The 26,600-nt window shown below is 41.0% G+C and carries 25 protein-coding genes and 1 riboswitch; of the genes, 11 read left to right on the forward strand and 14 right to left on the reverse strand.

From position 1 onward, the window contains the following. Nucleotides 1–61: 61 nt before the first annotated feature. The 4 genes from RCG24_RS10075 to RCG24_RS10090 all read right to left on the reverse strand — a co-directional run bounded on the left by RCG24_RS10075 (nucleotide 62) and on the right by RCG24_RS10090 (nucleotide 5,028). A complete protein-coding gene (locus tag RCG24_RS10075; RefSeq protein ID WP_202656354.1) occupies nucleotides 62–1,681 on the reverse strand; it encodes a long-chain fatty acid--CoA ligase in 1,620 nt (539 codons plus the stop codon). Between the two features lie 247 nt (nucleotides 1,682–1,928). Continuing rightward, nucleotides 1,929–3,440 (reverse strand): coproporphyrinogen III oxidase, encoded by a 1,512-nt coding sequence (locus tag RCG24_RS10080; RefSeq protein ID WP_308078987.1) that lies wholly within the window; start codon nucleotides 3,438–3,440, stop codon nucleotides 1,929–1,931. 255 nt (nucleotides 3,441–3,695) lie between these two features. After that, complete coding sequence (locus tag RCG24_RS10085; protein ID WP_308079150.1) at nucleotides 3,696–4,565, reverse strand: Cof-type HAD-IIB family hydrolase; 870 nt, start codon at nucleotides 4,563–4,565, stop codon at nucleotides 3,696–3,698. A gap of 112 nt (nucleotides 4,566–4,677) precedes the next feature. After that, nucleotides 4,678–5,028: a YlbF/YmcA family competence regulator gene (locus tag RCG24_RS10090; protein WP_202656352.1), complete on the reverse strand. Its 351-nt coding sequence runs from the start codon at nucleotides 5,026–5,028 to the stop codon at nucleotides 4,678–4,680. Between the two features lie 270 nt (nucleotides 5,029–5,298). On the opposite strand from RCG24_RS10090, the gene RCG24_RS10095 reads away from it, so the two are divergent. From RCG24_RS10095 to RCG24_RS10125, 8 genes are all read left to right on the forward strand, one after another. Continuing rightward, on the forward strand, nucleotides 5,299–6,675 hold the full coding sequence (locus RCG24_RS10095) for a YheC/YheD family endospore coat-associated protein (RefSeq protein ID WP_308078988.1): 1,377 nt from the start codon (nucleotides 5,299–5,301) through the stop codon (nucleotides 6,673–6,675). A 1-nt stretch (nucleotide 6,676) separates the two neighbouring features. Next, the gene (locus tag RCG24_RS10100; protein WP_202656350.1) at nucleotides 6,677–7,780 is read left to right on the forward strand and encodes a YheC/YheD family endospore coat-associated protein; all 1,104 of its coding nucleotides are present in this window, start codon (nucleotides 6,677–6,679) and stop codon (nucleotides 7,778–7,780) included. Next, nucleotides 7,758–9,122: a YheC/YheD family endospore coat-associated protein gene (locus RCG24_RS10105; protein WP_202656349.1), complete on the forward strand. Its 1,365-nt coding sequence runs from the start codon at nucleotides 7,758–7,760 to the stop codon at nucleotides 9,120–9,122. Before RCG24_RS10100 ends, RCG24_RS10105 begins: the two co-directional genes overlap by 23 nt. Continuing rightward, nucleotides 9,119–10,027: a YheC/YheD family protein gene (locus RCG24_RS10110; RefSeq protein ID WP_308078989.1), complete on the forward strand. Its 909-nt coding sequence runs from the start codon at nucleotides 9,119–9,121 to the stop codon at nucleotides 10,025–10,027. The genes RCG24_RS10105 and RCG24_RS10110 overlap by 4 nt, the downstream gene beginning before the upstream one ends. Beyond that, the gene (locus tag RCG24_RS21280) at nucleotides 9,916–10,158 is read left to right on the forward strand and encodes a YheC/YheD family protein (protein ID WP_374049142.1); all 243 of its coding nucleotides are present in this window, start codon (nucleotides 9,916–9,918) and stop codon (nucleotides 10,156–10,158) included. Before RCG24_RS10110 ends, RCG24_RS21280 begins: the two co-directional genes overlap by 112 nt. After that, complete coding sequence (locus RCG24_RS10115) at nucleotides 10,082–10,297, forward strand: hypothetical protein (RefSeq protein ID WP_308078990.1); 216 nt, start codon at nucleotides 10,082–10,084, stop codon at nucleotides 10,295–10,297. The genes RCG24_RS21280 and RCG24_RS10115 overlap by 77 nt, the downstream gene beginning before the upstream one ends. 190 nt (nucleotides 10,298–10,487) lie before the next feature. Beyond that, complete coding sequence (locus RCG24_RS10120) at nucleotides 10,488–11,273, forward strand: PucR family transcriptional regulator (protein WP_308078991.1); 786 nt, start codon at nucleotides 10,488–10,490, stop codon at nucleotides 11,271–11,273. A 105-nt stretch (nucleotides 11,274–11,378) separates the two neighbouring features. Then, nucleotides 11,379–12,479 carry an ABC transporter ATP-binding protein gene (locus RCG24_RS10125; RefSeq protein WP_308078992.1) on the forward strand — a complete coding sequence of 367 codons (1,101 nt, stop codon included), beginning with the start codon at nucleotides 11,379–11,381 and terminating at the stop codon, nucleotides 12,477–12,479. A gap of 127 nt (nucleotides 12,480–12,606) precedes the next feature. On the opposite strand, the gene RCG24_RS10130 is transcribed toward RCG24_RS10125, so the two are convergent. Next, nucleotides 12,607–12,849: a hypothetical protein gene (locus tag RCG24_RS10130; RefSeq protein WP_308078993.1), complete on the reverse strand. Its 243-nt coding sequence runs from the start codon at nucleotides 12,847–12,849 to the stop codon at nucleotides 12,607–12,609. 301 nt (nucleotides 12,850–13,150) lie between these two features. On the opposite strand from RCG24_RS10130, the gene RCG24_RS10135 reads away from it, so the two are divergent. Further along, on the forward strand, nucleotides 13,151–13,354 hold the full coding sequence (locus tag RCG24_RS10135; protein WP_202656344.1) for an alpha/beta-type small acid-soluble spore protein: 204 nt from the start codon (nucleotides 13,151–13,153) through the stop codon (nucleotides 13,352–13,354). A 355-nt stretch (nucleotides 13,355–13,709) separates the two neighbouring features. On the opposite strand, the gene RCG24_RS10140 is transcribed toward RCG24_RS10135, so the two are convergent. Beyond that, nucleotides 13,710–15,725 carry an ABC transporter ATP-binding protein gene (locus RCG24_RS10140; protein ID WP_308078994.1) on the reverse strand — a complete coding sequence of 672 codons (2,016 nt, stop codon included), beginning with the start codon at nucleotides 15,723–15,725 and terminating at the stop codon, nucleotides 13,710–13,712. Further along, nucleotides 15,722–17,479 (reverse strand): ABC transporter ATP-binding protein, encoded by a 1,758-nt coding sequence (locus tag RCG24_RS10145; protein ID WP_202656342.1) that lies wholly within the window; start codon nucleotides 17,477–17,479, stop codon nucleotides 15,722–15,724. Before RCG24_RS10145 ends, RCG24_RS10140 begins: the two co-directional genes overlap by 4 nt. 639 nt (nucleotides 17,480–18,118) lie before the next feature. Between RCG24_RS10145 and RCG24_RS10150 the strand changes: the two genes are divergently transcribed. Beyond that, the gene (locus RCG24_RS10150) at nucleotides 18,119–19,033 is read left to right on the forward strand and encodes a nuclease-related domain-containing protein (RefSeq protein WP_308078995.1); all 915 of its coding nucleotides are present in this window, start codon (nucleotides 18,119–18,121) and stop codon (nucleotides 19,031–19,033) included. A 703-nt stretch (nucleotides 19,034–19,736) separates the two neighbouring features. On the opposite strand, the gene RCG24_RS10155 is transcribed toward RCG24_RS10150, so the two are convergent. The 7 genes from RCG24_RS10155 to thiT form a co-directional block, all read right to left on the reverse strand. Further along, a complete protein-coding gene (locus RCG24_RS10155) occupies nucleotides 19,737–20,933 on the reverse strand; it encodes a transglycosylase domain-containing protein (protein WP_308078996.1) in 1,197 nt (398 codons plus the stop codon). Then, complete coding sequence (locus RCG24_RS10160) at nucleotides 20,914–21,789, reverse strand: transglycosylase domain-containing protein (protein WP_308078997.1); 876 nt, start codon at nucleotides 21,787–21,789, stop codon at nucleotides 20,914–20,916. Before RCG24_RS10160 ends, RCG24_RS10155 begins: the two co-directional genes overlap by 20 nt. A 115-nt stretch (nucleotides 21,790–21,904) precedes the next feature. Next, nucleotides 21,905–22,363 (reverse strand): helix-turn-helix transcriptional regulator, encoded by a 459-nt coding sequence (locus RCG24_RS10165; protein ID WP_308078998.1) that lies wholly within the window; start codon nucleotides 22,361–22,363, stop codon nucleotides 21,905–21,907. 196 nt (nucleotides 22,364–22,559) lie between these two features. Further along, nucleotides 22,560–22,715, reverse strand: a complete 156-nt coding sequence (locus RCG24_RS10170; protein WP_202656412.1) for a FeoB-associated Cys-rich membrane protein — start codon at nucleotides 22,713–22,715, stop codon at nucleotides 22,560–22,562. Between the two features lie 20 nt (nucleotides 22,716–22,735). Continuing rightward, on the reverse strand, nucleotides 22,736–24,739 hold the full coding sequence (feoB, locus tag RCG24_RS10175) for a ferrous iron transport protein B (protein WP_202656413.1): 2,004 nt from the start codon (nucleotides 24,737–24,739) through the stop codon (nucleotides 22,736–22,738). Then, nucleotides 24,739–24,963: a FeoA family protein gene (locus tag RCG24_RS10180; protein WP_202656414.1), complete on the reverse strand. Its 225-nt coding sequence runs from the start codon at nucleotides 24,961–24,963 to the stop codon at nucleotides 24,739–24,741. The genes feoB and RCG24_RS10180 overlap by 1 nt, the downstream gene beginning before the upstream one ends. Before the next feature lie 149 nt (nucleotides 24,964–25,112). Then, the gene (gene thiT / locus RCG24_RS10185) at nucleotides 25,113–25,697 is read right to left on the reverse strand and encodes an energy-coupled thiamine transporter ThiT (RefSeq protein WP_308078999.1); all 585 of its coding nucleotides are present in this window, start codon (nucleotides 25,695–25,697) and stop codon (nucleotides 25,113–25,115) included. A 74-nt stretch (nucleotides 25,698–25,771) separates the two neighbouring features. Continuing rightward, nucleotides 25,772–25,879: riboswitch (TPP riboswitch) on the reverse strand. A gap of 139 nt (nucleotides 25,880–26,018) precedes the next feature. Here thiT and RCG24_RS10190 point away from each other — a divergent pair. After that, a complete protein-coding gene (locus RCG24_RS10190) occupies nucleotides 26,019–26,576 on the forward strand; it encodes a GNAT family N-acetyltransferase (protein WP_308079000.1) in 558 nt (185 codons plus the stop codon). The last annotated feature ends 24 nt before the right edge of the window (nucleotides 26,577–26,600 follow it).

Consider the following 26,600-nt stretch of genomic DNA (forward strand, 5'->3'; position numbering starts at 1 on the left):
CGAATTTTTATCGAAACGCATACAGGACAAAGGACATGCCTGCCCCTTGTCCTGTGGTTGGTTAATTCTTGTTAATGACTCCTTTTTGCACTTGATCCCGAAGTGTCCGTTTTAGAAATTTCCCGACAGATGTCTTCGGAATTTCTTCAAGGAAAAGTATATCATCCGGAATCCACCACTTTGCAAACTGTGGTTTTAAAAAGTCAAATAATTCTTCTTTTGTTGTTTTTCCTTTATAGGCATCTTTTAATACGACACAAGCAATTGGCCGCTCCTGCCACTGTTCGTGCGGTACGGCTACAACGGCGGCCTCAAACACTGCTTCATGTGCCATTAATGCATTTTCCAAGTCAACGGAGGAAATCCATTCACCGCCGCTCTTAATTAAATCCTTTGTCCGGTCGACAATTTTGACAAAACCTTCCTCATCAATCGTAACCACATCACCGGTATAGAGCCAGCCATCGCGGAAGGCATCTTCGGTTCGTTCATCTTTATAATATTCGGAGGCAATCCACGGACCCCTCAAGGCTAATTCGCCCATTTCTTTCCCGTCCCAAGCGACCTCTCCATCTTTACCGATAATTTTCATTTCAAGGCAGGGAACAAGTGTCCCTTGCTTTGAGCGAAGTTCCAATTTCTCCTCGGGATCAAGGTTCTCCTGGTAGCTTTTTAACGTTGAAATAAGCGTTAGCGGACTTGTTTCTGTCATTCCGTAGGCATGCTTGAATGGAATGTTATATTTTTGTTCAAATGTTTTAATCATTCCTTTTGGTGCAGCCGATCCACCGCATAAAACCGTTCTTAAGCTGCTTAGATCATATTTGCCTTCTTCAAGTTCCTTTAGCAGGCCGAGCCATATCGTCGGCACACCCGCAGTGATGGTAACCTTCTCCTGCTCAATCAATTCCGCCAATATTTTTGGGGTAAAATAGGGCCCGGGCAGAACCAAGGTAGTACCAAACCATACCCCGGCAAAAGGCATTCCCCAGGCATTGACATGAAACATTGGGACAACTGGCATGGCGATATCCCGTTCACTGATGCCGCCGCCATCTACAAGTCCAAGCGCCAAGCTGTGCAAAACGATACCGCGATGAGTGTAAATGACTCCTTTTGGGTTACCGGTGGTTGCCGATGTATAGCACATTCCCGCCGGGGCATTTTCATCGATGTCTTCAGGAAAGTTAAAGTTTGGATTTGCTTCTTTTAAAAGATCTTCGTAGTGATAAATTGGTGAGAGTGTTGTTTCCGGGAGCTGTTGATCATCTGTCATGACAATATAGGCTTTTACAGTCTTTAATTCTGAAGCGCACTTTTCAAGCAATGGCAGGATGTCTTGGTCAACTAGGAGGACTTTATCTTCTGCATGATTGATGATATAGGTGATATGCTGCGGTGAAAGCCGGATGTTTATCGTATGGAGGACGGCTCCCATGCATGGAATCGCAAAATAGGCTTCTAAATGACGATGGTGGTTCCATGCCAATGTTCCTACTTTATCCCCTTTTTCGACGCCTATTTTGGCAAGCCTGTCAGCAAGCCTGCGCGTCCGCTCGGCCATTTGTTTGTAGGTGAATCGCTGGATTCCGCTGGCAGTCCTTGAAATCACCTGCTTTTTTGGAAAAAACATTTCTGCCCTTTTGATCATTTGCGTCATTGTTAAAGGTGTTTGCATCATCGCTAATAACCACTCCTTTAGCGTTTTAAACCCATAGATTTCTATGAGCTCCAGTCCTCTATTCTATTCGCCGTTAAGCCAGCGGATTCCTTTATTAAGAACAATATTTTGTCTAGGGAGATTGGTAAAGTGTAACAGAATATTCATATATCGTTAAGCTGTGTTGGGCTAGTTTTAATAAAATGAAACTAGACTTACATTTTAAAAAGGATGGTGGTTATGTTTACAAAAAGCTCCCGCTTAAACCTCAAGCAGGAGATCCGTTTTCTGAAAAGAGTTTTTCCAGAATTTTGATTTTTTCATCAGTATATGCTTCAAAATTGTCATTATAGGATTTAGGGTCTTTGGGATTGGCAAAATGGGTAATCTTGCCGCTTACAGGGTCAATAAATTTGCTTGAAGCCCCACAGCCGAGCCCAATAATCGTTTGCAGCTCTTCCATAATTATGATGTTATAAATACTCTCTTGAGTTGGTAAAGAATAACCCACATTCTCAAGATTGCCTAGGATATTTTTCTGCCGATACAAATAATATGGAACATAGCCATGAGCAGCAGTCCAATCCTGCGCAAGCTCCATCATTTTTTCAACTTCCGTCCTGTCGGCAACCCGATACCTATCCTTGTTTTTTGTCATTTCCGAAGCCCGTTTAAACGACAAGGTGTGGACAGTTAATGATTCTGGCATTAATTTCTCGGTTTCCGCCAAAGTATGGGCAAATTCCGTTACTCCTTCACCAGGGAGACCAATTATTAAATCCATATTGATATTATTCATGCCCGCCGAGCGCGCTAAATGAAACTTATCAATCGTTTCCTCGACGGTATGATGTCTGCCAATTGCTTTTAATGTTTCCTGGATATAGGACTGTGGATTAATGCTGATCCGATCGATGTTCCACTTTTTCAACACGGCCAATTTTTCCGGCGTAATTGTGTCGGGTCGCCCCGCTTCTACGGTAATTTCGCGAATTCCGGCAACCTCTGGAAATGAAGTATACATTTCTTCATAAAGCAAGTCCATTTCTTCAGCAGTAATACTTGTCGGGGTGCCGCCGCCATAGTAAACAGTTGTAATCTTGATTCCCCTTTCCTTTAGCCATTCACCAATTTTCCGCATTTCATAATGAAGGCCGCCTAAAAAGGAATCGACGGAACCCTGGCGTCCATTAATCGCATAAGCTGGGAAGGTGCAATAAGCACATTTCGTTGGGCAGAATGGAATCCCGATATAGATGCTCACTTCCTGCCGCAGCGAATACAGATCTGGCACGACGGATAATTGGCGGTCAACAATTTGCTGCATTAGCTGGATTTTTTCATCCGTAATAAGGTAATCAGCCTTCAGCTGCTGGTGGGCTGCTTCCATGGGTATTCCTGCCTGAATTTTTTTATGAAGCAGTTTGGTTGGTCTTACCCCTGTTAGAATGCCCCATTTCTGAGTGATTCCGCTAAAATCCTGTAAGACTGTTAAATATACATGGGAAACAGCATTTTTCACCTGCTTGAACCGTTCTTTGTCCGAGTCATCCGGAGGTAGTTCCTTCTGATAATTTGAAAAATAAACAGCACCTTCTCGGTCACATAATTCCGCCGAGACGGAAACTGCCTCACCTACCCGTAAAACAAATTTTATTTGTAAATCAGCCGTTCCATCAACAGCCATGACAATTTGTGATTCTTCGAAAAATAGATTGGCTATCAACTGCAGCGGCCGGATAAATCTTTCATCCTCTAATCCTAGTATGGAAATACGCAAATCTTATCACCTTTCAAACAGAATTTCCTTTAAGTGTACAAAATCGTCAATATTAGGTCAATATAGAGGTAATGATTCACCAACAACTGTTATCGGCCGGAAAAACGATGAAAATTAATTTAAAGAACCAGTTCCCGCCATTTTAGGCGCTTTAAGTAAAGATTCATTTGGCAAATGGACATATTCTTTCACTGTGGCTTGGCTCTCCCCTTTATCACAAAAAAATACCACAGGACCGAAGCCCGTGATATCTCTTTACGGTTTGATAATTTTCATCTTCCGTAGAAATTCGATTGGTTGCTGTTTCCGGAAGTGTTCCATTACCATGTACGCTACCCCTTGATCATTTTCTGATCTGGTAACCCAATCGGAAGCCTTTTTAACCGCAAACGGTGCATTTCCCATCGACACGCCCAGGCCAACAGCCTCAATGACCGGAATATCATCAAGTCCATCACCGATATAAACCATTTCTTTAAGTTTAATTCCGAACTGGTTTCCAAGATAGGTTAAGCCGGTGAGTTTGGAAGCGCCCGTCGGAACGATGTCTATCCTTAAAGGATCAAGCTCATACGCTTCAACTTCACTGTACATTTTTTCAAGGGCAGCTTTTGCATCAAGCAAATCACGCTTTTTTTCAAAATATACTTCGATTTTCGAAGGAGTCATTGGCTGGTCATGTAAATACTCACTTAATGAATTGACGAATTGCTGCGAGTAAACGAAAGGCTCTCCTGTCGTAAATATCGTCTTTGATAATAAATCATTTTGAATCTTAAACTTGTTGGCCAGCGAAAACTGTTCGTGGACGAGTCGGATCTGACAGGGAAGTGCCTCGAAAAATCGCACAATATCATACGTAATGCCCTCATTGATTCGCTTTACATAAATCGGTTTTTCCTCCGAACCGGCTATATACGCCCCTTGATGGGTCACGAGCGGCATTTTAATTTTTAAAGCTTTAGCTACTTTTCTTGCCGATGGAAAACTGCGTGATGTCACCAGTGTGACGTAGATACCTTTTTGCTGAACATATTCGATAGCTTCCTTTGTTGACTTATGAAGCTTCCCATTTGTTTGTAAAACAGTCCCATCAATATTTAGTGCAAGCAAGCGATAAATCATCATGGTGCCCCCTGTTCTTGGTGAAATTCCTCTATATCACTTTTATGACTTTTCACTCATTAATAGAACAGTCCATCAGCAACGTGATGATACCATTTACAACCTCTGCCGCTTATTGCCTTTCACCGTATAGTTCTAATAATGGTTTCATCACCACTTGGTTGATCTCGTGAATGATCATGTTCATCCGTTGCTCGGCTTCCATCAGCCGAAAGATCTTTTCATTTTGTTGTACTTGAAGAACCGATGCCTGCGCCTGCTGGAGCTCTTGCTCGGAAATGTTTTGGCCGGTCATTTGCTTTTGTTGAAGAGTCATTTGAATTTCCCGAAAGTGGTCAAACATATTTTTCGAGGCTGGATCAGCATTTACTCCATCGTACATCATTTTCAAATATAAAAATTCATCGCTTTCACGGATTGCCGCTTCCAATGCGTAAGCGGAATCATATAAGTTAACTGCCATCTTTAGGTCACTCCTTTAATGGGTAAATCTTAATAACTATACCAAATTATTCAAGAAATAGCGAAAATGTTCGAATCACCTTCTGCCGCGGAATGACATACATTACACTATCAACGGATGCCTATAGGCTATTTTGGCTAATAGAAAAATATAAAATTTTCCCAAATTTTATTCTTTACTATGTCGCATAAATTCAACTACGCCTTATGAACCGTCCAAACGGACTCGCCAATTGACGAGCTTTCATTTACCGGAAAATGAGGAATGTGTATGTCTGTTCCATTAACCTCGATTATGATCTCGATTCGGAAAGCAGCCAATCAAAATGACCGGCTTATACAAATGTCACAGCAATTATTGGAAAAATTAAACATTACTAATACGCAAAACCTGTATCTTTCACTGGGAAAAACAATCGTCAGTACGAACATTCAAACTATGGCAATGGCTGAAAATGAAATCATTCTACCGGAAAATATCACAAGAAGCCTGCACCTGCCAAATCAAAGATACAAATTTCAGGCCATTTACCGCTCTAACACTCATACACTTAAGCTCGGACCTGTGATTGCACTGCTGACAAACTTCCATATTAATAACGAAGATCCTCATTTTCGTACTGTCCATAAATTTTGTGAGGAACTTCATCAAGTTATTTCGAAAAACGGCGGTTTTTTTTATGTGTTTTCCTATAAAGACTTTTCAACTAAAGGATTTTTCTTTCAAAATGAAAAGTGGATTCCGGCTGAACTTCCTTTACCTGATGTCATCTACAACCGGATCCATTCACGGCAACTGGAACAGAAGATAAAATACAAACAATTCCGCCAACAGCTTGAACTATTAATGATCCCGTTATTTAATGATCGCTTTTTATCCAAGTTGGAAGTTTATGAACATTTAAAGAAGGAAGTCAGCCTCTTTTCTGCCATTCCCGAGACAAAGATTTTTTCAAAAGAAAACCTTTATGAATTTGTACAAAAATATGACACGGTTTTTATCAAACCAATCCACGGAAGCCAAGGTAAAAACATCTTGAAAATAAGCAAGCATAAGGATAACAGTTATTTCGTTCAATCCTCGGTAAAAACCGGCAAAGAACCATTTGAAAAACCTTTTTTCCTGGAAGAGTTATATCAGCGGCTAAAACCGGAACTGCAAAATCGCATCTATATCATTCAGCAAGGAGTCTCTTTGATAACGAAAGATTTGCGGCCAATGGATTTTCGCGTGTTATGTCATAAGCATCAGCCAACTCGCTGGGAAATAACTTCAATCATCGCCAGAGTCGGGGCGGAGCAAGAAATTGTCTCTAATTTGGCCCGGGGCGGTACCATCATGCGGCCGTTGGAGGCATTAATAAATGTGATGGATATCCAAAAAGCGAAAGAGTGCTTAGCACAAATGAAGCAATTGGCATTAGAGATTGCTGCAGGGATCAGTACACATTCAGCGGGAATCATTGCTGAACTAGGAATTGACATCGGCGTCGACAGCGAGGGAAAGCCCTGGTTAATCGAAGTGAACTCCAAACCTTCGAAATCATTTACTGAAACCCAAGGTAAAGTCAGACCGTCAGCGAGGGCGATTGTCCAATTTTGTACGGTTCTGGCATTTGATGAAAATACAGAAAGGGAGATTGGTTAAATTGATTGCATTTGGCATTATGACGTTAACCCCGGATAGTGAGGCCACCTATCTCACGGAAATCGCCAGGTTGGCAAAGAAATTTGATATTGAATGTTTCTGGTTTATCCCATCACAAATTAACCCATACTCACAGCAGGTTAAAGGAAAAAGGTTTGATTCTCTAACCAATCAATGGGTGGATGGTGATTTTCCCATTCCTTCTGTCCTTTATGACCGCTGTTTTTACGGCGATGACGATCACTCCAAGCAATGTCTCCCCATCGTCTCATGGTTAAAAAACAGAAACGATATTACTTTCCTCGGCTATGGGCTACCGAATAAACTAGAACTTTATGAATCCTTAAAGGACTCTATACTTTCTCCCTATTTACCGGTATCTGTGTTTGTTTCTGACAGTGAAATGGTCTTTCAAGAGCTGGAGGCAAGAAGAAAAATCGTTTTAAAACCAATTAACGGCTCACAAGGCCACGGGATTTATTATATCAAGAAAAACGACAATAGTTTTCATGTAAAAACGGAGAAGCAAAAGCAGATTATTTCGCGAATTTTTCCAAATAAGCTCAAGCTGTTAAGATGGTTAAAACCATTAATTCAGGCAAAAAAATATCTCTTGCAGCCATACCTTGAATTATACGATCAGAGCTTACAGCCGTTTGACATTCGCATTCTGCTGCAGAAAAACGAGCAGGGAATCTGGACCGAACGCGGCCGGGGAATTCGCACAGGAACAATGGGAGGAATCTTGTCCAACTTAAGTGCCGGAGGAATAGTCAAGAACTTTACGGAATGGGCCGATACGCTGCCGCCAACAACAGCGGAATACATCCGTTCCGAATTAAACTACATTCTAAATCATCTACCGCTATTACTAGAAAGTAAATTTCTTCCATTATTTGAAATTGGTGTTGATATCGGTATCGCCAAAAACGGTTCTATCTGGATCCTTGACCTTAACTCGAAGCCGGGGAGAAAGGTCATTTTACAAACAGCACCGGAAATGAAGGAAACGCTTATCCATGCCCCGCTTCTTTATGCAAAACACCTCCTTGGACTGGAACAACAGGAAAGGAAGAGCTTTTATGCGAAAACGTTATCTCATTGAGGTTGTACAAAATGACCAGTTAATCGTATTTTGCCCGGAAGCGCTGCTTAAAGGTCGGATCATTAAACGAATTGCCTTCGGTTCTAAGTCAATGGCCGTCGATTTCTACCCACATCCCGACAGCCATGACCGTATTGTCATCAGCAAAAGAATTCAACGGCAGCTTCAATACCCCAATTTAAATATTCCACTGCATGCCTTTATCAAAAATGAAGTGCTGACAATTGGACCGCTTGTGGGAATTTTCACCTCCGGCTTTACCCAGAATTTTGGCCAGCCTCTCGGTGAACGAACGGCTTTTTTTGCGAATTTGTTATCAGTCAACAAATCTGTTGGTGCGCTCTCCTTCCTGTTTGGAGAACAGCAAATTGATTGGGAGCAAGGCATCATAGAGGGATATTTCTTTTATAAAAATAAATGGCAGAAATATGAAGTGCCGTTCCCAAATGTCATTTACGACCGCCTGCCAAACCGCCGCAGTGAAAAAAGACAAAAGCAAAAAAAGGTAAAAGAACGGCTGCAAAAAGAATATATGATACCCTGGTATAATCCGGGCTTTTTTAACAAACTGGAAGTGTACGAAAGACTGCAGCAGGATGCATCGGTTGAAAGGTATCTACCCGAGACCCACCCTTTCACCTCTTTCTCCCATATCGAGTCGATGCTTTCCAAGTATGGACACGTCTATATTAAACCGAAAAATGGCAGCCTTGGGCTGGGAATCCATCAAATTATTTATGACAAACAGACAAATGAATATTATTGCCGTTACCAGGAAAAAGGTGAGGTGAACCGCTTAAGGAAATTTCATAGCCTTGAAAAAATGTTCGAACTCGTATTTGCTCACCAGCCGCTTGATAAAATGGTCGTCCAACAAGGTATCCATTTACTAAGAATGAATCAGCGTGCCGTTGACTTTCGGGTTCATACTAATAAAGATGACGCCGGGATATGGCAGGTAAGTGCGATTGCGGCCAAAATTGCCGGTCCTGGCAGTGTTACAACTCACAAACGCAGCGGCGGTGAAATCAAAACTTTGAGCGAAATTTTCCCACTGAAAAAGGCGGCGGAATATAAAGAAAAGCTTGAAACGGCTGCTCTTCATTTAAGCCATGCACTGGAACAGAATATGGAAGGAATCATTGGCGAGATTGGTTTCGATTTAGGGATTGACCGCCATGGGAATGTCTGGCTCTTTGAAGCAAACTCCAAACCGGGGCGGTCGATTTTCAGTCATCCAGAATTACAAGCCTTTGATTTATTAACGCGAAAGTTATCGATCGCTTTTGCGGTCTTTCTCGCGGAAAAATCGTTGCTACACCCCGAGGAAATGTATAAATGAAGAAAGCACAACGAAAACCGTTAATTGGCATCATCACTGCACAAAAAGGAAATGGAGCAATTGCCGGAAACAGCCGGCTGTTTAAAAGCCTGCAGCAAAAGCTTATTTCATTTGGTGGAATAAGCTTTGTCTTTACTGTGGAAGGAATCCATGAAAATGAAATTGACGGCTTTGTTTTTTCAGTTAGAAAAAACAGCTGGATGAAATCGCAGTTTCCCTTTCCTGATGTTGTCTACAATCGAATCCCCGATCGAACAGTGGAGCAAAGTGAAGAAGTCCAGAACTTTTTCTTACGCTTGAAGGAAAAAGGAATTCCCTTTTTTAATCCTTGCTTTATTGATAAATACGAGCTTTATCAATGCTTCCAACACGACTCCATCATCAGCAAATTTTTACCTAAAACCAGCTTGATTGAGAATAAGCAAAATTTATTAAAGTTATTGGAAACTCATTCTTCCATCTATTTAAAGCCCTGCAACTCTTCTAAGGGAAACGGAATTTATCGTCTGGCTCAGTCACCCTCCTTATCATTAACCGGGAGAAAACAACAGATATTGTATGAAAGTTACGAGCAGTTTTGGCAGGAATGGGGCGAGAAGCTACTGAGAAAAAGATATATTGCCCAGGAGGATATTCAGTCTGAACAATACAACGGCAAGCGATTTGATTTCCGCATCCTTGCCCATGCTTCCGGTACACACTATGTCTTAACAGGCATAGGCATCCGCCAGTCACAAAAGCAGGACATCACCACTCATATTCCATCGGGGGGAGGCTGGTTCCGTATCAACTTTTGCAAACTGCCTCACATGATCAATTCATTCAAACCATCATCCCGCCAATTGGAAAGACATTATCAGAACGGTATGGCTTTTTTGGTGAATTTTCAATTGATGCCGCGGTAAGCAAAACAGGACAATATTATATTTATGAGGTGAATTCCAAGCCAATGAGCTTCGATGAACCGGAAATTGAATCAGCTAAAATTGCTCAGCTCTGCCGATTATTTTGCCAACTTGCAAAAAATGATATTTAAATCATTCCATGAAACAGGTAAGCTAATAATAGCTATCATTAAGGGGAATGATGAAACGATCACCACCTCCAATTTAAACCATTATTTGAAAACAAAAATATTCCCGGGTGAAGTGTTTCTTATTACACTGCTGGGCTAAAGAAACATGGCTCAGCTTTTTTTGCATTTGTTATAATTAAACAAAATGTAATTTAATGGGGAATGTCATATGTTTAAAAAACTGTTAACACATTTTAAAGATTCCATTTTATTATCGAATCGTCCTGAGAAACCCATGGACCAATATTTCATTCTTTTACAATGAAGCCGAAAACGAATGGATCGGCCTATTGAAATCATTTGTAAGCGAGCAGGAATTACAGCTGTTGAAATCACTTTTCACACTTGTGGAATACGAACCATCATCCGCCATGACATTGCCACAAACATGGTATGAATTCTTATTAATGGATGGACCGCCCCCCAGCCAGAAGAAGGAAAATAACGTCCGTTTGATTCAGTTTTATCTTCATCATCATAATCCGGATCCTTCAGAAATTGAAACCGCGTTAACCGGATTTTTCAGCGAAGAAGTCATTATTTTTTGGGAAAACAATCATCGAGGGATTGTCATTGAGGAGAAGTCACAAATCGCTTTAACTGAGGAAGAATTAATCGCTATGACCGGCACATTAGAAAGTGATTTTTATGTTAAAATTTCTTTTTTCATCGGGAAGCGTTATCCGCTTACAAAGCTGCTCCCTTCAAGATTTCGAGAAGAAAGAGACTTCTTCGCATTTGGACTTGCCCATTTAAACAGCACGAATATTTTTACATATGAACGAATTTTTCCGGCATATCTTGCCTATCATTTACCTGAAGAAATTAAGCAAAAGGTAAATAACGAGATATTAGAAATTTTTCAACAAGACCCGGAGTTATTCTCAACCCTGAAAATTTTTCTCGAAAATAATTTAAACGCCAGCCTTACAGCCAAAAAATTATATATTCATCGGAATACCCTTCAATACCGAATTGATAAATTTACCGAAAAAACCGGGCTCAGCCTAAAAGATTTTTACGGTGCCTTTACGGTCTTTCTGGCCTGTCTTCTATTTGACTATCAACAAAAATGACAAGATGCCCAAAAGAGCGCTTTCAAACTTTGTGCAACCTGACGATTATGAAAAATTGATATATCCGTTAAACTGAGATTATTAATATCACAGGAGGCATTAAAGATGGCAGAATTAAAATTGGACCATATCTATAAAATTTATGATAATAAAGTTACCGCTGTTTCGGACTTTAATCTTCATATTGAAGATAAAGAATTTATCGTCTTTGTTGGTCCTTCAGGATGCGGAAAATCGACCACTTTGCGGATGATCGCTGGTCTTGAAGAAATTTCAAAAGGGGATTTCTATATTGATGGGAAACGCGTTAATGATGTGGCACCAAAGGACCGCGATATCGCGATGGTTTTCCAAAACTACGCTCTTTATCCGCATATGACCGTTTATGATAACATGGCCTTTGGACTCAAACTTCGTAAGTTCCCAAAAGCCGAAATTGATCGCCGGGTGAAAGAAGCAGCCAAAATTCTCGGCCTGGAAGATTATTTAAATCGCAAACCAAAAGCCCTCTCCGGTGGTCAGCGTCAACGTGTTGCTTTAGGTCGTGCGATTGTCCGTGATGCCAAAGTATTCTTAATGGATGAACCATTATCGAACCTTGATGCCAAGCTCCGTGTGCAAATGCGTGCTGAAATTGCTAAACTGCACCGCCGTTTAAATACAACCACCATCTACGTAACCCACGACCAAACGGAAGCGATGACGATGGCAACAAGGCTGGTTGTTATGAAAGATGGGGTGATTCAACAGGTTGGTTCGCCTAAAGAAGTTTACGAGAAGCCGGAAAACATCTTCGTCGGCGGCTTTATCGGTTCTCCGGCCATGAACTTCTTTAACGGCAAACTGGAAGAAGGCAAATTTATCATTGGAAATTCCACCATCACTATACCTGAGGGCAAAATGAAATACCTCCGTGAGCAAGGTTATGTTGGAAAAGAGATGATTCTCGGGATTCGCCCAGAGGATATTCATGACGAGCCAGTTTTCATCGAGGCCTCAAGCGGTACTAAAATTACTGCAAAAATTGATGTTGCTGAATTAACCGGAGCGGAATTAATGATTTACTCCAACCTTGATGGCCAGGATTTTGTTGCCCGCCTTGATTCACGTGCCGATATTAAACATGGCGACTCAATAGAACTGGCATTTGATTTAAATAAAGCTCACTTCTTTGATGCTGACACCGAGCTGAGAGTTCGTCCTTAATTTTCGTTCTTCTTGAAGTATTCCTGAGGACGCCGTAATATTAGATAAGCCCCGTAAAATGGCGGGGCTTTTTCTATTATGACCTTTGGATGCCAATCGCTTCCGGCCTTTCCACCACCCTCTTTTCTTATTCTTTTATAAAAACCACATCTTCCTTTTGACAGCCAGGGCAGCGATAAAAATGGGCACATTTGCGACTTGAATGGTTATCAGAATATCCATCTTCAAGCTTCATCAAGTCAATCTCCATATAGGGACTGTAATCATCATAATAATCCATTAACTTGCCGCATTCCAACATAGGTTCCCCGCAATTGGCACAAAGTAAATATACTTCCCGCAAACCATTACAAACCGGGCATACTGACATTTCCTTCACCCTTTTGTTTATTGTTTTCCCTAGTTTATGCTACTTTGTTTTCCCTATGTGGTGGAATAAATTACTAATGATTCTATCGAATAAGCAAACAAGATTAAACCATAATAAAGATTACAAGCTACAATCCAACATTGGATGAAACCATCAAGGGTAGTTACCGGTGCAATTCCGGTTCATCCAACCAAGTTTTTTCTTACCGACATGGGTTAGGCCTAGATGGCTTTAGGTAAATCCAAATATGGTGCAAATCCATACTAACCCCAAACTTTTTAAAGAGGAGTGTTATACAACTATGGCTAACAACAACAACTCTAATCAACTTCTAGTACCAGGAGTACAAGAAGCTCTTAACCAAATGAAGTATGAAATTGCTCAAGAGTTTGGTGTAAACCTTGGGGCAGACACTACTTCACGTGCCAACGGATCTGTCGGAGGAGAAATCACTAAGCGTCTTGTTTCAATGGCTCAATCACACCTTAGTGGATTCCAACGTTAAACGCAAGCAACCCTTTTTATAACAAGTTAATAATATGGCCTAAAGTCCCCTCTTTTCAGAGGGGGTTTTCATTTGCTGCTTTAACGGCAATACCCTTGCTTATGCAAAAAAAAGCCACAGATTATCATCTGCAGCTTTTAATGAGTCGTAATTGTATACCCAATAAAATATACAAGCACTAATACACTTCCGATTGCAAGTACAATTGAAAAATCCATAATTTTTGTCCCACCCCATTTGAATGATGTTAAACATTTTTAAATTATCATAAAATGGGACTTTTTCTTGTGACTTTTATTACACTTTCATGGCGGAAAATCGAACATTTTGTGAACTTTCGGGTTTTTTGCTCATTTTATCCGGCCAATTCTGCTCCCCCTTGCTGTAGCTGGTACATTTGGTGGTACTTGCCCGCTAACGCCATTAACTCATCATGTGTTCCTTGTTCAACAATCGACCCACGGTCTAAAACAAGAATTTGGTCTGCATTGCGAATCGTTGATAATCGGTGGGCAATGATAAAGGTTGTTCTCCCTTTCTTTAGCACTTCCATCGCTTCTTGAATCAAAGCTTCCGTCTCTGTATCAATACTGGAAGTTGCCTCATTTAATATTAAAATCGCCGGATTAAATGCCAATGCCCGGGCGAAAGAAATTAACTGACGCTGTCCGCTGGACAAGGTGCTGCCCTTTTCAATCACCGGTTCATCATAGCCATTTTCCAAATTTTTAAAGACACGGGCCGCGCCAACGTCTTTTAGTGCCTGCTCAACTTTTTCTCTTGTAATCGATGGGTCTTGTAAACTAACATTGGAGACAATTGTCCCGGTAAATAAATAGGGATCCTGTAAAACGATTCCCATATGGTTTCTTAATGTTTGCCTTGGAATACATTCAATATCCTTTCCGTCAATAACGATTTTTCCCTTTTGACAATCATAAAAGCGAAACAACAGATTCATGATTGAGCTTTTTCCGGAGCCGGTGTGGCCGACAAGGGCAATCGTTTCTCCCTGTTTCGCCGAAAAATTAATATTCTTTAGTACATATTCGCCCTCTTTATAGGCAAACGATACATTTTTAAATGAAACATTCCCTTTAATCCGAGGAATGCGCTCCTGACTGACGTTTTCACCCGGCTCATCCAAGAGCTTGAAAACCCGCTCCCCAGCGACGAGTGCCTGTTCCAAATTGGCAAGCTGGTTCACCACTCCCTGTACCGGCTCGAACAGGCGGTTGATATAATCAACAAAGGCGTAGAGCATTCCCAGGGAAATGACCGCGGAGGGGACAAGCGACTGAACGCCAAAATACCAGATAAAGGCAACGAAAATCAGATTGCGCAATACTCCAACCAGGTTATGTGAGGTTAAAGAGTTAAGGGTTAACAATTTATTTTGGTAGGTAAAATGTTGGTTGTTCAACTTTTCGAATTCCGCTTTCGTTTCTTTCTCACGGCCAAACGCCTGAATAATACTCATCCCTTGAATTGATTCGTTAATCATCGCATTTATATCGCTGTTCCGTGAGCGAATGACGCGGTTATATTTCGAAGCAAATTTCCGGTATACCAGCATCCAAATATACAGAATCGGCAGTAGCAATAGACAGATGGCCGCCAACTTGGGATTTAAAATAAACAAAGCAACATAAATCCCGCTGATATATATCGCGCTGGTAAAGAACGTCGCCAAAACGGTAACGTACAGTTCGCGGATCGCCTCTGTGTCATTGGTAATCCTTGCAACCACTTTTCCCGCAGGCAGATTATCAAAATAATGAATAGGCAGCCGCTGAATATGGTTAAAGACATCCTCCCGCATTTTTTGAATAATGCGGTTGGCGGATTGTTGCAGTAAATATCGCTCGCCATATTGAAAAATCGCCGATACCACTAATAATCCAAAATAGAGCAGTAGCAATTGGATGATACTCGGAATTTCCGGCTGGTAAAATCGCAACAGCTCATTTCCTTTTAGGACTTGAACTTGGTATTCAGCTGTTTTTGCTCCTTGCGTAATTGTCAATACGTCCTTGTTTAAACTCCGTTTCCCATCAAAGGCCAGTAATTCGTCTGTAAATACAAATTTGCTGCCAACTTGAAGAATACGGGCCGGGTCTCCTTTTGGCTCACCCTTGGAAAAATTGGTCTCCCGTTTATAATAGCTGCCATTAAATTTAGCAGCGTTCCTACTGCTTGAAGTTTCATACCAGACAGATTCGATTCCGAGAATGTGCTGGTCAATCACATTTTTTGCAATGAACGGGCCGGCTAGGTCGGTTGCAACAGAAATGGTCAGCATGACCAGTGCTGCAAAAATGATTTTCTTATAGGATAAGGCGTATTGAATTAATCTTTTTCCTGGTTTCATACTGACACCTCCTCTGCCACTTTGTTTTCAATCTGTTGGCGGATCAATTGCTCCTTGTACCAGCCATTTTGCTCAAACAATTGTTCATGTGTTCCTTTCTCGATGATGTTACCTTCATCAAGGACAATAATGTGATCCGCATGCTGAACCGCGGACATGCGATGTGTGGTTATAATCGTTGTCTTATTGCTGCGAACCTGACGGATATTATCGATAATTTGTTTCTCTGTTTTCGCATCGACAGCCGATAAAGCATCATCAAGAATCAGGATTTCCGGATTTTTGATGAGTGCTCTGGCAATTGAGATTCGCTGCTTCTGCCCCCCTGAAAGGGCGACACCCTTTTCGCCGACGAGCGTTTCCAACCCTTCCGGCAGCATTTCCAAATCCTGACGAAAAGCTGCCAAATCAATGGCTCTATTCATTTCTTCAGGGCTGGCATCTTCTTTACCGAATAAAATATTTTCCTTTACGCTTTTTGAAAAAAGAATATGGTCCTGGGGAACATAGCCAATCCAGCCCCGTACCTGCTCAAGCGTTTGCTCATCCAGGGAAATATCAGAAATTGAGACATCTCCTTGACCAAGCGGATATTGCCTTAATAATTGCTTAATAAATGTGGTTTTTCCACTGCCTGTTTTCCCAACTATCCCGAGTGTCTCGCCTTGATGAAGAGATAGATCAATATTTTTCAGGTTATCAAATTTCGACGATGGATAGCGGAAGGTCACTTGTTTAAAGTCAATTTTTTCAGCGGCACTTAAGGATGTTGGCTTTGACGGATCGGTTACTTCTTCTTTGTAGCGCAATGTTTCATTAACACGGTCTAACGAGGCATTGCCGCGCTGCATGACATTGATTAATTCGCCAATGGCAAACATCGGCCAAATTAACATCCCTAAGTAAACATTGAACGAAACAAGATTCCCCAGAGTAATGGTCTGATGAAAAACCAGGTACGCACCATAGCCAAGACCTATTAAATAGCTGATTCCAACTAAAATTTTTATGGTAGGATCGAATAAAGAATCAATCAGTGCTACTTTCATATTTTTTTGGTAAATATCCTCGGTCAACTGCCCGAATCTTCGGCTATCGGCGTTTTCCTGAACATAGGCGCGGATCACCCTGACACCGGCGACAGATTCCAATACACTGTCATTTAACTTACCGAAGGAATCCTGCGCTTCCATAAAGCGGATATGAATTCTTTTCCCGTACATTTGCATCAGGACTGCCATTATAGGTAGCGGGATGATTGCGGCCAATGTCAGTTTCCAGCTGATCAAAAAGCCCATTGTTAACAATAGTGTCAGCATCCAGGCACTTGAGTCGACGAGCGTTAAAATTCCAAACCCTGCTGTCATCGAGATGGCTTTTAAGTCATTCGTCGCCCGGGCCATTAAGTCCCCGGTACGATTTTTCTCATAAAAGGCCGGGGTCATTTTTAACAGGTGCTGGACAAATCTTGATCTCAGTTTACGTTCTACCAGAAACGCTCCGCCAAATAATAAATACTGCCAAATGTAGCTTAGACCGTAGGATGAAATCATAATAATGAGAAGAGCTATCAAATAGAGTCCTATTTTATTTCCGGTCATCGTACCAATATGGATATCATCAATGGCCATTCCAATCAATTTTGGCGGCAGGATATCAATTAACCCTACAATAATAAGCAATGGTATCGCGATCGCATAACGCTGCCAGTTTTCTTTAAAAAACCAGCTTAGTTTTTTTAATACTGAAAACATAATGGCACTCCCCCTTTTGTTGAACCTATCCGCTTTCTATCTCGATATTTTTGCTTGCGAATCTAATTAGGAATTTGGGTTTCATTTGTTTTTCCTCCTCTATTTTTATTGAAAAAAATAGAGCATACCGCTTAAAACGTGCAGTATGCCCTATCTTCAACCCGAAAAAAGAGACAAAAAAACACACATTACGTATCACAAAGGAACGTAACCTGTGTTAAGTTATCTGTTGAAAAACATTAAAGGATAATCGGATTATTCACCTGGACAGGTTACGTTGATATATTCAGTTGTTGGCTGGACTTTTTTAAGCTCAATCATGTCGTAACCCTCCATTTCCTTTTTTTTCTTACCTTGTTAGGTTATCACCAGTTTTTCTATATGTCAATTCCTAATTTTCACAAATTATTTTACCCAGGCAGCGGTTCCATAAGCAATGATTTCAGATGCTCCCTGCATCACGATGATCATCCAGAACACCTCTTTCCCCACATTTGCAACTATTTTGCCTTGCAATTGAAAAGTTTAATATAAAATTATTGGAAAACGTAACAAATTTTTCATTCTTTTTACAAAAAACAATGTTCGTTTCCTATAGAATATATATAGGGTTTTAAAAAATTTAAAGGATGTGAAAATATGCCTATACTAAGAAAGAAACGGCAAATACCAAAAGAATTAAGGATATTGCGGTTTCTTAATGCTCGAATGGTATTATTAGATCAGGACCGGAGGAACTACTTTAATGCGGAAAAAGGTTTTGAGGGTGAAACAAAGTTTGATCTTTTAACTGAGAAACTTGTGAGTAATTGCATAGTTATTAACGGTTTGCTGCTGAAAGCAGATAACACTTTCTATCAAATTGACACAGTTATTATTTTTCAAAAATTAATCTACCTTATTGACGTCAAAAATTTCGAAAGCGATTATCAGTTTGAAGGGAAACACCTTAAACATATTAAAACCGAAAAAATTATTAAAGATCCGTATATCCAGCTGCAACGCTGTGAAACCCTTTTCCGTCAATTACTCCAACAACTGGGGTTTAGCTTCAATGTTGAACCATTTCTCGTGTACATTAACCCCGAGTTCACCATGTATCAAGCTCCTCATAACCCTTCGATTATTTTTCCAACACAAGTGGATCGATTTATAAAAACTTTAAATAAGATGCCTTCAAAATTAAATAGCGGTCATGAAAAGCTGGCGGACCTGTTAATTTCAATGGATATTGGGGACTATCCTTTTGCTCAACTACCTAGTTACGATTTTGAACAGTTGGAAAAAGGAGTTATTTCCCCTTGTTGTTGGACGTTTATGAAGCCTCTTAGCAGGGAAAGATTAATTTGTCCAAAAAGTGGATTAATAGAAAAGGTGGATTCTGCGGTTTTACGGAGTGTGGAGGAATTTAGAATTTTGTTTCCCGACAGAAAGATTACCACCACTGAGATATATAACTGGTGCAAAGTAATAAAATCAAGGAGAGCCATTATGAGGATTCTTTTGAACAATTATCAATTATGTGGAAAAGGGAGATATTCTTTTTTTGTTTGAAAGATATTAAGGTTATGGGTTGCGTAAAATGTTGGAGTAACTGTGGTTTCATTATTAGTTGGGCCGCTCATAAGTGATGAGCGGCTTTCTATTATTCTTAAGATGGAGTTTGGATTTAGGACGGGGTATAATCGCTACATTTGACTTTATCATCACAGTTCGCGTTTATTCAAGACGACCATGTGCACTTTTGGGGGCTCCTCCTGGTTATTCTGTTCATTGAAGCTCGCCATGTTCACTTTCCGGGGGCTCTTCCTCATTTTTCTGTTCATTGATGCCCGCTATGTGCACTTTTCAGGGGCTTTTCCTCATTTTTCTGGTCATTGAAGCTCGCCATGTTCACTTTCCGGGGGGCTCTACCCCATTTTTCTGTTCATTGGAGCCCGCCATGTTCACTTTTTCTGGGGCTCTACCCCATTTTTCTGTTCATTGAAGCCCGCCATGTTCACTTTTTCTGGGGCTCTACCCCATTTTTCTGTTCATTGAAGTCCGCCATGTACACTTTTCAGGGGCTTTTCCTCATTTTTCTGTTCATTGAAGCTTCCCATGTACACTTTTCAGGGGCTTTTCCTCATTTTTCTGGTCATTGAAGTCCGCCATGTACACTTTTCAGGGACTTGTCTTCATTTTTCTGATCATTGAAGCTCACCATGTACACTTTTCAGGAGCTCTTCCCTATTCATTTGTTTATTTCGGGGCCATGTCAATGTCCACGTCCCCAACCATGTCCTTTCCCCTTATTATTCCACTTCTTTTTCCATTTTTCTTTTTGTTTATTCCATTTTTCTTCCCATTTTTGAACTTCATTGTTGAAGTTCTTTTGAAGGTTCTCAAAGATTTTTTCCCTTTCTCTTTTTTCGATCAAGGGAGCGATATGGGGCACGTTGAAGCTTTCTACTGAAGTATTTTGCAGCGCTTTGGTCATTGCTTCGCGAAAAATAACAGCTGCTCCCTTATCACTGGATGAAGTTATATAATGCTGGGCATCAGTCTTATCATACCCGACCCAGAAGGCACCGACCAGCTGCGGTGTATAACCGACAAACCATTGATCCTTCAAACCATTAATCCCTTTAATTGGAACTTGAGTAGATCCCGTTTTTCCAGCTGTCTCGCGACCAGAAATTTGTGCTTCCTTCCCGGTTCCCTCCTCAACCACGCCAAGAAGCATCGTAGTCATGTTATCCGCAACCGCCTTGGTGGTGACCCGGGTACCTTTGCCCTTCCATTCCGCGACAACTGTTCCATTTGCATCAACAATTTTCCTAATCACATGTGCCTTAAAACGAATTCCGTTGTTTGGAAAAACTGAAAAGGCCTCAGCCATCTCAACTGGAGCAACCCCTTTATGCAGGCCGCCAAGGGCAACGGCTAAATTTTGGTCTTGTTTATCTAAGGTAATGCCGAAACGTTTAACCGCATCTAACCCCTTTTCAAGGCCAATTTGATTTAAGAGCCAGACTGCCGCAACATTTTTTGAATCTTTCACGGCTTCATACATTGGCACCTCACCGTCATATTGATGATCATAATTGCTCGGCTGATAGCTGCCAAAACTGATCGGTTCATCCTTTACCATATCAGTTATTTTCCAGCCTTCTTCAAGTGCCGGTGTATAGACGGCTAAAGGTTTAAAGGAGGAGCCAGGCTGTGCTGTTAATTGTGTGGCACGGTTATAGCCTCTAAAAGTATGTTCTCCCCGGCCGCCGACTAAAGCTCTTACACCGCCTGTTTTCGGGTCCAGTAAAACGCCGCCGCTTTGCATGAGCCTATCACTGCTGCCAGCAGGAAATAATTCATCCCGTTGATACGTCTCCTCCATCGCCGTTTGCATAACTGGATCGAGCTCAGTATAAATGTGATAACCGCCGGTGAGCAGTTCATTCTTGCGACAAACCATATTTGTGAATAGCTTCAGACAATACCTCATCCACATAATAAGGATATTTCCCGCGAAACGGGTCGGGTCCCTTATCATTTAACACGATTTTTTCGTGAATGGCTCTGTTATATTGCTGCTTCGTGATGTATCCCTGCTCCTTCATTTGCAGCAGGACAAGATTCCGTCTGTCCACTGCTTTTTTCATATGTTCATAAGGGTTTAGGGCAGATGGGGCTTTAATCAATCCGGCCAGTGTAGCGGACTCAGATAATGACAAGTCCTTCACATCTTTGGCAAAATATTTCCCTGCAGCCTGCTTAATTCCCCAGGCACCATTCCCAAAGTATATTTGGTTTAAATACATTTGCAGAATTTCCTGTTTGGAATATTCCCGTTCCACTGCCAACGCTAAAAATACTTCCTCAAATTTGCGTCGCAGCGTTTTTTGCGGTGTCAGCAGCGTATTTTTGATTAGCTGTTGCGTAATTGTGCTGCCGCCTTCAGCCATTTCCCCCGCTCTTAAATCACGGACCAAAGCCCTGGACATCCCGATAAAATCCACACCATGATGGTGATAGAAACGATGATCCTCAATCGCAACAACAGCATTTCTCATCGAGGCAGGAACATCTCGAATCGGAACCCCTTCATTTTTATTAGCTGATATTTTACTGGCAACTTGCCCATTCACATCATAAAATACCGTTGGCTGAGGGAGTTCATTTTTTAAGCCGGAGATATCGGCATCCTTTGAAAAATAATATAGTAATCCAAAAAACGCCAAAATCACAATTAAGATTAACAGCAGTATTACTTGGAGTAAATGTTGTTTTCGTAAGCCTGCCAGCATACTGCTGATTGTTTGCTTTTTCATAGTGCCTCCAAAGATGTAAGATCATTTAATAATAGCACGTATAATTTTCGTAGAATTGGCTGCTTTTGTGACCGTTCATCGAAATTAGAAAAAGACAGGCAGATGCCCATCTTCTTTAATCTTTTCCCTGAGCTAGTTCTTTAAAACGCTGCTGTGATTGGTTTTCGTCCAGACTGCTGAAAATTCGATAGTTTTTTTCATTTAATATCCGAAAATGTTTACTTAAGATATTCTGTTGCAGGATAAAACCATTATCCCTGTTGAGTACCTTCCACCAAACACGCCCGCCAAGTGTTTTGGATTTACGATAGTCAATTCCTTCCCTGGCGACCGTTTCGATTACTTCAAGCGGTTCACTTCCAAACAAAAATTGAACCGTCTCAGTTTCACGAAAAAGAGCACATATGGCTACCACTGTTGACCAATTGGCAAGCACTCTGCCTTTTTCAATTTGAACGAGAGTTTTCTTTGAAACACCAATGATTTCAGCCATTTTATCTTGCGTATAACCCGCTTCTGTCCGAATTAACCGCAGTTTTTCGGAAACCTGCTGGATAATATCATCTCTGTTCATTTAAAACCCTTCCTTCAATAACTTATGGTGAAATATTACACTATATTTTTGATTTTTAAAAGTAAATCAGCTTGTTCAATGAAGAATTCTTCCATCCCAATTTCTAGATGGCTGGATAACGGATTGACTACAAGGAAACTGTTTACTACACAAAAAGGCTGCTACCTTCAACATGATAACAGCCTTTTTTGCCAATTTATTTAACTTTTGACGGGAGCGCACAGCTGCCAGAACAGGACTTTCTTAGGTCACAGGCAGCGCATTTTCCTTTTTTGGATCTGTTTATGAATTTTACCAAAGCCCAAGCAGCATAGCCGAAAATAACGGCTCCAATGATAATGCTCGCGATCATGTGATCATCTCCCCTTTAATTTAAACGAGCCCAAACAGCTTACCACCCTGATAAATAAGAAATGCCAACACATAGGCAATAACCAGGGCATAGCCGATGGCAAAAGCTGTCCATTTTTTCGACCCGGTTTCTTTGTAAATGGTCGCTGTTGTTGCTAAACAAGGAATATACAACAATATAAAGACCATAAAACTATAGGCAGCAAGGGGTGTATAATAATTTGCCAACAGCCCTTGTAAGTTGGAATCTTTGGGAACAAAATAAATAATATTCATTGTCGAAATGATTGATTCCTTAGCAAGGAAGCCAGTGATTAATGATGCAGCCGCCTGCCAGGTGCCAAAGCCAATTGGTGCTAGAATTGGAGCAATCACTCCTCCAATGGCAGCAAGGAAACTGTGGTCCATATCAACATTCAAGCCATTAGGCCCGGCATATGATAATAACCAGATAAAGACAGATCCGGCAAAAATAAAGGTCCCAGCCTTTCTGATAAAGCCTTTTCCTTTATCCCATGTACTGCGCCAAAGCGACTGAAACTGTGGCAGACGGTATGGCGGTAATTCAATGACGAATAAAGATGTTTCCGCCTTTAAAATGGTGGAAGAAAAGACTTTTGCCAACGTTAAAGCCACCACAATACCTAGCACATATAAGCTTAAAACTACAAGTGCTCGATGTCCGGCGAAAAAACCACCCACAAACAATGCATACACCGGAAGGCGTGCTGAGCATGACATTAACGGAGTCAGCAAGATGGTTAACAGCCGCTCCTTAGGTGTTTCAATCGTTCTGGCCGCCATGATTCCCGGAACATTACAGCCAAACCCAATGATCATCGGAATAAAGGCTTTACCGTTTAAACCGACTGATTCCATGATTCGGTCCATCACTAATGCAACACGGGCCATGTAGCCGGAATCTTCCAATAATGAAATAAAGAAGAACAAAATAAAAATTTGCGGTACAAACACCAGTACCCCGCCAACACCGGCAACTAATCCTTCAATAATTAACGCATGAATAAAAGCAGATGCATGAATCGCCGTTAAGGCCGATTCGAACAGATTGGTAATCGGACCCGTTAAAAAAGCGTCCAACATATCTGATAATGGTGTTCCTAACCAATCGAACGTCAGCATAAACATCAAATACATTAACAATAGAAAAATCGGAATCCCCAAATATTTATTGGTAACAATACTGTCGATTTTCTCTGTTAAGGGAATCACCGTGTCGGTTTTAACAGCAACCGCAGCGGCTATTTTTTCAATCGTTTCTTTTCGCTTCAGATAGATAAAATTAGCCAGTGATTTACAATCATAGCGATTTTGCAGTTCAGATTCCAGATTGCTAAGAATCGAACTCAATTTCATAGCATCGGCAATTTGGTGCAGATAATTTTTGACATATTCATTGCCTTCCAAATATTGAACCGCTAAAAAACGCTGGGAATGTTCTGTTTTACCTTCAATTACAGCAGATATTGCCGCAATCGCTGCTTCTACTTCTTTTCCATAATAAACAAGGTTCTTTTTAACGGGCTTCATTGATTTCGTCGATATGACATCAACCAGCTTGTCACAGCCCTTGCCGTTTCTGGCGACAACCGGAACAACCGGTACCCCCAAAAACGCCGAAAGCTTTGCCGAGTTAATTTGAATTCCCCGTTTTTTTGCCACATCAACCATATTAAGGCCAATAAGAACGGGTTTTTCGAATTCCAGTAATTGCAGTGTTAAATGCAAATTCCGTTCTAATTGAGAAGCATCTAATATATTTAGTAAGCGGTCAACTGATTCTGTTAAGAAGAAGGAAGTAACAACGCCTTCATCCTTTGACAGCGGGTTTAGCGTGTAAACCCCTGGTAAATCAATTAAATGACCTTGGGTATTTTTAAAAACGCCAACTTTCTTTTCAACTGTGACACCGCTCCAGTTGCCAACATACTCGTAGGATCCTGTTAAATTGTTAAACAATGATGTTTTCCCGGTATTTGGGTTACCAATAAGAGCGATTTCCATTATATTTTCACCACTTCCATCTGAATGGCTTCTTTGCGGCGGATACCAATACATTGTCCGCATGACTCAATCATGATCGGTCCACCGAATGGCATGACACATTTCACACACACTTCCGAGCCTTCAGTAATACCTAAATCCAACAGTCGTCTTTGTACCAGCTGGCTTACATGAGAAAGATCAACTATTTTTCCTTTATCTCCTGCTTTAAATGAATGATTCATAAATGATGATCACCCTATCTATGTTAAATGAGAATGATTCTCTTTCTATGTTGTTATTTTAACACTTTTTTCTGCATCCGTCATAATTAATTTTTGACAATTAAACGAAAAAAATAGGAAAGTTCTATGACTCTCCTATTTTTTCGACTCTAGTTTTCTTGTATAAGCATTTTCTTGGGTAAGGCTCTGATGACTAGAACAACAATAATCGCGCTGATCACGAAGCTTGGCAGCATGTACGTTCCATTATATAACAGCGAGTAAATCATCACCGGCTGACCTTTTGGCGCATAGTTTCCGAAAAATATGGCACCAGAAATGACATGAGCAATATAGCGCAGCAAGCTGCCGATAAATGCTCCAAAAACGGTATAAGTAACCCAAGTCCGATGATTGCCTTTATCAAAAGCAAGTTTAATTTGACGGGCAAACACTCCAGCAAAACCCACAACCGTAAAGGCGATGAAATAATCGATAATTCCCTGAATGATTTGATAAATCTGGGTAAAACTCAATATAAATTGTAACAATCCAAGAATAAACCCGGTTAATAAGCCGCCTTTAATCCCCCACCGATAAGCCATGATAAAAATTGGAACCATGGCAATCGAGATCGAGCCACCCTGAGGCCAGATTTTTAAAGACAGAATCCCGCAAAACAGGTCCAGTAAATAGGCCAATGCCGAAAATACTGCCACCTCTGAAATAAATAATATGTTGCTTTTTTTGTTCACTTCCAACTCTCCCCTTTGTATTCCACAACAAAAAAAGCAATGCAAACATAAGGAATGTCCGCATTGCTTTCTTTTCCGGCAAAAAACCACATCCCTACGCTAGCGTTAACTAACAGGTTCGAAGGGTTAGAACTCTTACGTTCACTCTCAGCCGCGCAGGTGCAGCTCCCCTTGTGGAACATATGTAATTTTAATTTCACTAACGACTATACAACTGTTCCCCGATAAATACAAGAAAAAAGCTTTGCTGTTTTTAAGAAAAAAAAGCACTCTTGGTATCCATCCTCATATTATGTAGTAAAAATTTTAGGAGTATGGCCTATGTTTACACTAAAAGTCGATCATGAAATTGAATTGCAAGTTTTGCAGCAGCATCACGCCATGAAACTTTTTCAGCTTATTGATGCGAATCGGGCTCATCTTCGTGAGTGGCTGCCTTGGGTTGATAACGTTCAGTCCCCTTTCGATATTGAGGGCCTAACTACTCTCTGGCTCAATCAATTTGCCGAAAACAGCGCCTACAATCTTGGAATTATCTTTAAGGGGGAACTCGTCGGAGCGATTGGGATCCATCAAATTGACTGGTACAACAAAATGGCCAGTTTTGGCTATTATCTTGTAAAAAACGCGGAAGGCCACGGAATAATTTCTCGTTCTGTTAAAGCCTTGTTGAATTATGCCTATTTTGAATTAGGCTTAAACCGGATCGAAATCCGCTGTGGAGCAAAAAATACAAAGAGCCGGGCAATTCCAGAGCGGCTCGGCTTTGTCATGGAGGGAACCATTAGAGACGGTGAACTATTAAATGGATATTACCATGATATAATATTGTATAGTATGCTTGCCCGGGAATGGAACGCCATGCCTCGATTAATTTAATACAATTTCCACTTAACAGCTGCC

The sequence above is a fragment of the Neobacillus sp. OS1-32 genome, from assembly GCF_030915425.1.
GTDB lineage: Bacteria > Bacillota > Bacilli > Bacillales > Cytobacillaceae > Neobacillus > Neobacillus paridis.